The organism is Hypericibacter sp., from assembly GCF_050729195.1.
Taxonomy (GTDB): domain Bacteria; phylum Pseudomonadota; class Alphaproteobacteria; order Dongiales; family Dongiaceae; genus Hypericibacter.
Window position 1 is genome coordinate 1 of record NZ_JBOHKS010000172.1, and the last position, 6660, is coordinate 6660.

The 6660-nt window shown below is 66.2% G+C and carries 8 protein-coding genes; 3 read left to right on the top strand and 5 right to left on the bottom strand.

The genetic code is table 11. The features are described 5' to 3' along the window. A partial coding sequence (locus ACREE8_RS13395; protein ID WP_431573512.1) for a SemiSWEET family sugar transporter occupies positions 1 to 174 on the top strand: 174 nt, incomplete at its 5' end. On the opposite strand, the gene ACREE8_RS13400 is transcribed toward ACREE8_RS13395, so the two are convergent. The 5 genes from ACREE8_RS13400 to ubiA form a co-directional block, all read right to left on the bottom strand. After that, on the bottom strand, positions 155 to 916 hold the full coding sequence (locus ACREE8_RS13400; RefSeq protein ID WP_431573505.1) for an MOSC domain-containing protein: 762 nt from the start codon (positions 914 to 916) through the stop codon (positions 155 to 157). The genes ACREE8_RS13395 and ACREE8_RS13400 overlap by 20 nt on opposite strands. A 28-nt stretch (positions 917 to 944) precedes the next feature. After that, entirely contained in the window at positions 945 to 1895 is a 951-nt protein-coding gene (gene speB, locus ACREE8_RS13405) for an agmatinase (protein WP_431573506.1), read from the bottom strand. A 222-nt stretch (positions 1896 to 2117) separates the two neighbouring features. Further along, the gene (locus ACREE8_RS13410) at positions 2118 to 2774 is read right to left on the bottom strand and encodes a hypothetical protein (protein ID WP_431573507.1); all 657 of its coding nucleotides are present in this window, start codon (positions 2772 to 2774) and stop codon (positions 2118 to 2120) included. A 190-nt stretch (positions 2775 to 2964) separates the two neighbouring features. Further along, positions 2965 to 3633 (bottom strand): class I SAM-dependent methyltransferase, encoded by a 669-nt coding sequence (locus ACREE8_RS13415; protein WP_431573508.1) that lies wholly within the window; start codon positions 3631 to 3633, stop codon positions 2965 to 2967. Positions 3634 to 3661: 28 nt separating this feature from the next. After that, the gene (ubiA, locus tag ACREE8_RS13420; protein WP_431573509.1) at positions 3662 to 4603 is read right to left on the bottom strand and encodes a 4-hydroxybenzoate octaprenyltransferase; all 942 of its coding nucleotides are present in this window, start codon (positions 4601 to 4603) and stop codon (positions 3662 to 3664) included. Positions 4604 to 4655: 52 nt separating this feature from the next. Between ubiA and ACREE8_RS13425 the strand changes: the two genes are divergently transcribed. Together ACREE8_RS13425 and ACREE8_RS13430 are read left to right on the top strand one after the other, a co-directional pair. Beyond that, positions 4656 to 5477 carry a 16S rRNA (uracil(1498)-N(3))-methyltransferase gene (locus ACREE8_RS13425; RefSeq protein ID WP_431573510.1) on the top strand — a complete coding sequence of 274 codons (822 nt, stop codon included), beginning with the start codon at positions 4656 to 4658 and terminating at the stop codon, positions 5475 to 5477. A 40-nt stretch (positions 5478 to 5517) separates the two neighbouring features. Next, positions 5518 to 6660 (top strand): glutamate--cysteine ligase (locus ACREE8_RS13430; RefSeq protein WP_431573511.1); only part of this gene is annotated, 1143 nt, incomplete at its 3' end.

Here is a 6660-nt window from a genome sequence, read left to right on the forward strand (position 1 = left end):
CGCTCCCACTCGACCCACGACATCTCGCTCTGGATGTTCACCCTGATGCTGGTCGGGACGGCCCTCTGGCTGGCCTACGGGATCATGCTCGGGCGCCCGGCGCTGATCTTCGCCAACGGCACCTCGCTGACGCTGATCGCCTGGATCGGCTGGTTCAAGCTGCGCTACGGCTGACCGGCCGGAGCAGCTGCAGCTCGTCGCCCATCCTGATGCGTCCCGGCTGCGTCACCTTCGCATAGACGCCGGCGCGCCGGCCGTTGGCTTCCGAACTGGTCTTGAGGATGCCGGGATCGAGCGGCAGGTCGCCTTGCGGCAGGGTGGTGAGGATGCAGCGGTCGCAATGCTCATGCACCTCGAGCCGGCTCTCGCCCAGAAGCAGCGTCGCGCCGATCCAGTCCTGCTCGATGAAGCCTTCCGTCTCGCCGCAATCGATCAGCAGGTTGGGCCGGAAGCGCTGGGCCACGAACCGGCCGGACGGGTAGTGACGCGTGAAGGCCTTGAGGCTGGCGCTCGTCAGCAGATGCAGCGGCGCATAGCCATAAACCTGATTGTCCGCGTCGCGCGCGATGAGACGGGTCGCCTCGCCGATCGCGGCCGAGATGCGTGCATCGCGGTTCAGGGCCTCGGTATCGATCCCGCCGCCATCGGGCAGGCGGATGACGACCGGCGGCAAGGCCTCGCCGGCCGAGGGCTCGCGCTTGAGGCGCGCCTGCCACTGGATCAGATCGCGCCACGGCTTCTTGCCGCGCGCGGCCGCCGCGATCTTGTTCTCGGCCGGATTGAGCACGCCCCAGAGCCGGTCGCCGGGAATGCCGGTCTCCGTCAGGAGCGCCGTCTCGAGCGCCTCGCCCTGCATCGACTGCACCGGGTAGCGCCAGAGGCCCGTTACGCGGCCGATCAATTCACCTGTCGTCATCTCGATCTCTCTTGGAATGGACGCGACATCACTCGCGGCCCTGCCGACCCACGGCATAGAGCGCCAGCCATTCATGAGCAAGGTGCGCCGCCGCCAGCGCCGTGATCTCCGACACGTCATAGGCCGGCGCCACCTCGACCATATCCATGCCGACGAACTTCATGCCGGCGAGGCCCTTGAAGATGGCAATCGCCTGGGCCGAGGAGAGGCCGCCCGGCACCGGCGTGCCTGTGCCGGGGGCAAAGCTGGGATCGAGGCAATCGATGTCGAAGGTCAGATAGGCGCCATGGTTGCCGACGATGCGGCAGATCTCGGCCGCCGTCCTGGCGCTGCCATTCTCATGCACCCAGGGGGCATCGAGCACGTTGAAGCCCAGATGGTCGTCATTGTGGGTGCGAAGCCCGACCTGCACGGAACGGTGCGGATCGACCAGGCCCTCCTTGGCCGCGTGATAGAACATCGTCCCGTGATCGACACGGCCGGCCCCTTGCGAATCGTCCCAGGTGTCGGAATGGGCGTCGAAATGGATCAAGGACAGCGGGCCATGGCGCTTGGCATGGGCCTTCAGCAGCGGATAGCTGATGAAATGGTCGCCGCCCAGCGACAGCAAAGCCGCTCCCGACGCCAGGATCTTGTCCGCATGGGCCTCGATGGCGGCGGGAATTTCTTCGGGCCGGCCATGATCCCACTGGCAATCGCCGTAATCGACCACGGCGAGCCGGTCGAACGGCTCGAAGGCCGCGCCATAGGGACGGTTCCAGGCATTGTTCGTCGAGGCCGCGCGGATGGCGCGGGGACCGAAGCGGGCGCCCGGCCGATTGGTGGTCGCGGTGTCCAGCGGAAAGCCCGAGACCGCCACATCGACACCGGCGAGATCGCGGCTGTATCGGCGCCGCATGAAGCTGAGCGCGCCGGCATAGGTCGGCTCTGAATGAACGCCCTTCAGGTCCTGATTCGTGAAGGCATTGTCGTTCGTCATGCGGATCTCCCGAGGCGATCTGCCCAGGTTAGCCCCATCCTCCTTGTTCAGCCAGCCGCGAGCTTTCCGCGACTTCGGATTGCTTATCGCGGGGCTGCGAGCGCGCACCGCCTAAGCGGGAGGCGCGGACTCGCAGCGAAGGGAATGCACTCTGTCAGCTTGCGCAACTACTCCGCCGCCGCTTTTCGCGCCGGCGCCGCGCCCCTTGCGGACCCAGCCCGGCTACGGCTCCATGCTCTGGAGGAGATCGTAGAAGGGTTGCTCGTTGACTTGAATGAAGCCGATGCGCGAACGGTCGAGATCTCCCGTGACGCCGATCACGCTTGCGACAAGCACCGAAACCATGCCAACAACGATACGGCCCTTGCCTCCCGTGAGCCCACCGACATAGCCGGCGAGGCCCAACGAGACGATGGCGATCGCATCGAGGAGAAGGAAGGCCTCGAACGGGACGTGGTTGCGCGACGCGGCAAGCCGCTTCTCCTGGAGATCGGACATTTCGGTCAGCGCCTGAACGAGCAGGCCCGCTGGAATGGAATGCGGGTCGGCCGCAGTGGCCGCTTTCGCCTTCTGCCACAATTGATTCCACAGCTCGCCGCTCTCGCGAAAACCCGCAGCCAGTGCCTCCGGTGTCGGAGGCTCCCGGCCCAGCGCCACTCGAATCTCGACATATCTATGGAACAGGCTTCGCGTTTCGGCGGAGGCGGACTCAGGCAACAGTCCCGCCCGCAGAGCCGCGGTTCCGATCGAATTCGTTTCCTCGATGACGAGATTCTGCCGCGCATCGAAGCGGCTGAGCGCCATGGAGAAGGTAAAGCTCATGAAGAGGGCGAGCAGTCCCAAGGCAGCGGCTTCGAGCGTCAGGAAATGCGGCACCATGGCCTGGTGGCGATGCCGACGAAATGAATAGAGCCCCAGGAACCGTCCGAACTCCGCGGCCAACAAGACAACGGCCGCGCTCAATGCATATTCCATCCACGGGCTGGAGCCCCCAAATATCCCAGGCACGAACCCTCCTTCTCTGGGCGATTCGCCCCCGGCGCCCAGGCCATTCTCGCAGAAGACGATCCTATTCGGCCAGCAGCCGCCAGATCGTGGTTTCGCGCTCGGTCCGGTCCTCGAGCTCGAGCGAGGTCGGGACCTTGTGGCGTGCCACGAGCGCAAGCCCGCTCTTGGGCAGATAGCTGCGGCCGGGATCTCCCATCAGCACCTCGGTGTCCTGGCTCACCAAGGTGCGAAGCCAGGCGGTGACGCGTTCGGCCATGGGCCGCTCGTAACAGACGTCGCCGGCCAGGACGAGATCCCAGGGACCCGTTGTGCCGACCACATCTTCGAGCGTCACCGGCACGCTCACGCCGTTGAGCGCGGCATTGAGCGCGATGGCGCTGGCGGCGAATTTGTCGATCTCGGCGGCGATGACGGACTGTGCGCCGGCCTTGGCCGCCGCGATCGCGACGAGGCCCGAGCCCGCCGCGAAATCGAGCACGCGCTTGTCGGCAACAATCGCGGGGTCGTCGAGGATCGTGCGCGCCAGCGCCTGCCCGCCGGGCCAGGCGAACGCCCAGTAAGGCGGCGGCAGGCCTTCGCACAGCAGCGTCGTCTCGGTCGCCTGCCAGATCGGCGTGATCTCGGTCGCGAGATGGAGCCGGATCTCCGGCACCAGCGGCGGTGCGGCAATGATCGTCTCGCGGCGGATGAAAGCGACGGGATCGGCCTCGGCGCGGGGGAGCTCGGTCATGGATATCGGGCTCCCGATGCCGCCGATTTCAACTCAGCCAGGGACTGAGAAGAATCCCGGCGAGCAGCATCCAGCCCAACCATCGATGCGCGTTGAATTTGGCGAGGCAGTCGGCGGGATCGTCGAAACGGGTGGTGCGGATCTGATAGGCGTACAGCAGCGCGGCGGCGGCGAGCGCGAGATAGGCGGCCCAGCCGAGGCCGGCCGCGGCGAAAGCGGCGATCCAGAATCCGAGCGCCACGACGGCGAACAGGATCAGCCAGGGCCGCGTCGAGGCGCCCAGCCTGAGCGCGGTCGACTTCACGCCGATCAGCGCGTCGTCCTCCTTGTCCTGATGCGCATAGATGGTGTCGTAGAAGAGCGTCCAGGCGATGCCGCCGGTATAAAGCAGGAAGGCCGGCGCCTCGAGCCTGCCGGTTGCGGCCGCCCATCCCAGCAGCGCGCCCCAATTGAAGGTGAGGCCGAGGAAGGCCTGCGGCCAATAGGTGATGCGCTTCATGAAGGGATAGGTCGCGACCAGGGCCAGCGAGCCGGCGCCGAGCGCGATGGTGAAGCCGTTCATCTGCAGCAGGATGATCAGCGCCAGCAACAGCTGGAGCCCGAGGAAGATCGCGGCGGCGCGGACGCTGACGGCACCGCTCGGGATCGGCCGCGTCGCGGTACGCGCCACCCGGCCGTCGAACTCGCGGTCGACGATGTCGTTGAAGGTGCAGCCGGCGCCGCGCATGAGAAGCGCCCCCACCGCGAAGAGCGCCATGAGCCAGAGATCGGGCTTGGCGGGGGAGGCCATGGCCAGGGACCACCACCCCGGGAAGAGCAGCAGCCAGGTGCCGATCGGCCGGTCGAGCCGCGCCAGCCTCGCATAGGGCGCGAGGGGCGACGGCAGGAAGCGGTCGACCCAGTTACCCCGGCGAATGTCGGTGAAGTTTGGGGACCCGGCGGGCTGGCCGGTGTGAGGTTGGCTCGGCATGGGGTAATCTTGACGGCCTTGAGCCGCGGGCTCAAGCGATGTGGGAGATGGCATGGGCCGGGGGCGGGATCAGGAGCGCGAGGAAGGCGAGGAATCGGGCGCGAAGGAGCCGGGACAGGTCACGCGGCTCTTCGTCACGGCGGCACTCGCCAGCCATGCCGAGATCGAGCTCGACGAGGATGCGACTCATTACTTGCGCAATGTGCTGCGGCTGGCGCCGGGCGAACGGATCGGGCTCTTCAACGGGCGTGACGGCGAATGGTCGGCGGAACTGATCGGCCTTTCCAAACGCGCTGGACGGCTGCAACTGCGCGAACGGACGCGCGTCCAGACCATCGAGCCCGATCTCTGGCTGGTGTTCGCGCCGATCAAGCGCCAGCGCATCGACATCCTGGTGGAGAAGGCGACCGAGCTGGGGGTGACGGCGCTGCTGCCGGTCTTCACCGCCCGCACCGTGATGACGCGCGTCAATCTCGGTCGGCTCGCGGCCCATGCGAAGGAGGCGGCGGAGCAGACCGAGCGGCTTACGGTGCCTGTCATTCGCGAGCCGCAAACTTTGGATAAGCTCCTGACGGAATGGCCGTCTTCTCGCCGGCTTCTGGTCTGCGCGGAGGCAGGTCCTGCACGCCCAATCCTTGATGCGTTAGGCGAACTCACCCGCGATGTGAAAAACCGTACTCAATCCTGGGCTATCATGACCGGCCCCGAGGGCGGCTTCACGGCTTCGGAACTTGACGCGCTCGGGAAACTCCCCTTTGTTACGCCCGTCGGTCTGGGGCCTCGGATCTTGCGGGCCGACACGGCGGCGATCGCGGCGCTCGCCTCATGGCAAGCGCTCGTCGGGGATGGACGGGACCGCCCGCCGTCACGTTAGGGATCATTGCGAAATCAAGAACGGAGCGTTCACGCCCCCCATGTCGGCGCCTCCCACCACGCGCGGCGAGCCAATCACCTCGAAGCGCCAGATGATCGATTACATCGCGCAAGGCTCGAAGCCGCGCGAGCGCTGGCGCATCGGGACCGAGCACGAGAAATTCGGCTTCAACCAGCGCGACCTGCGTCCGCTGCCCTATGAAGGGCCGGCCGGCGTCAGGGCGTTGCTGGAGGGTCTGACGCGCTTCGGCTGGAAGCCGGTGCTCGAGGAGGGCAAGCCCATCGCGCTGACCCTCGACAATTGCAACATCACGCTGGAACCGGGCGGTCAGTTCGAGCTTTCCGGCGCGCCGCTCGAATCGATCCACGAGACCTGTCGCGAGACCTGCACCCATTTGAACCAGGTGAAGGAGGTCTGCACCGAACTCGGCGTCGGCATGCTCGGCATGGGCTTCCAGCCCAAATGGAAGCGCGAAGACGTCAGCTGGATGCCGAAGGGCCGCTACAAGATCATGCGCGACCAGATGCAGCGCAAAGGCAAGCTCGGCATCGACATGATGCTCAGGACCTGCACCGTGCAGGTCAATCTCGACTACAGTTCCGAAGCCGACATGGTCAAGAAGATGCGCGTCAGCCTGGCGCTGCAGCCGATCGCGACCGCGCTCTTCGCCGACTCGCCCTTCATCGAGGGCAAGCCCAACGGCTTCCAGTCCTTCCGCAGCCATGTCTGGACCGACACCGATCCCGATCGCTGCGGCACGCTGCCCTTCGCCTTCGAGCAGGGCTTCGGCTTCGAACGCTATGTCGATTACATCCTCGATGTGCCGATGTATTTCGTCTATCGCGACAACCGCTATATCGATGTCGCGGGCCAGTCCTTCCGCGATTTCCTGCAAGGCAGGCTGCCGGGCCTGCCGGGCGAGTTGCCCGGTCTCGGCGATTTCATGGATCACCTGACGACGGCCTTCCCCGAGGTGCGGTTGAAGCGCTTCCTCGAGATGCGCGGCGCCGACAGCGGTCCCTGGGATCGCATCTGCGCGCTGCCGGCCCTCTGGGTCGGATTGCTCTATGACGATGTCGCGCTCGACGGTGCCTGGGAACTGGTCAAGAACTGGACCGCCGAGGATCGCGATCGGATGAGGGTCGATGCACCCAAGATCGCGCTCGACGCCAAAGTGCGCGGC

Coding starts and splice junctions, on each gene's coding strand:
- ACREE8_RS13400 (WP_431573505.1), bottom strand. CDS start 916: ATGACGACAGGTGAATTGATCGGCCGCGTAACGGGCCTCTGGCGCTAC.
- speB (WP_431573506.1), bottom strand. CDS start 1,895: ATGACGAACGACAATGCCTTCACGAATCAGGACCTGAAGGGCGTTCAT.
- ACREE8_RS13410 (WP_431573507.1), bottom strand. CDS start 2,774: ATGGTGCCGCATTTCCTGACGCTCGAAGCCGCTGCCTTGGGACTGCTC.
- ACREE8_RS13415 (WP_431573508.1), bottom strand. CDS start 3,633: ATGACCGAGCTCCCCCGCGCCGAGGCCGATCCCGTCGCTTTCATCCGC.
- ubiA (WP_431573509.1), bottom strand. CDS start 4,603: ATGCCGAGCCAACCTCACACCGGCCAGCCCGCCGGGTCCCCAAACTTC.
- ACREE8_RS13425 (WP_431573510.1), top strand. CDS start 4,656: ATGGGCCGGGGGCGGGATCAGGAGCGCGAGGAAGGCGAGGAATCGGGC.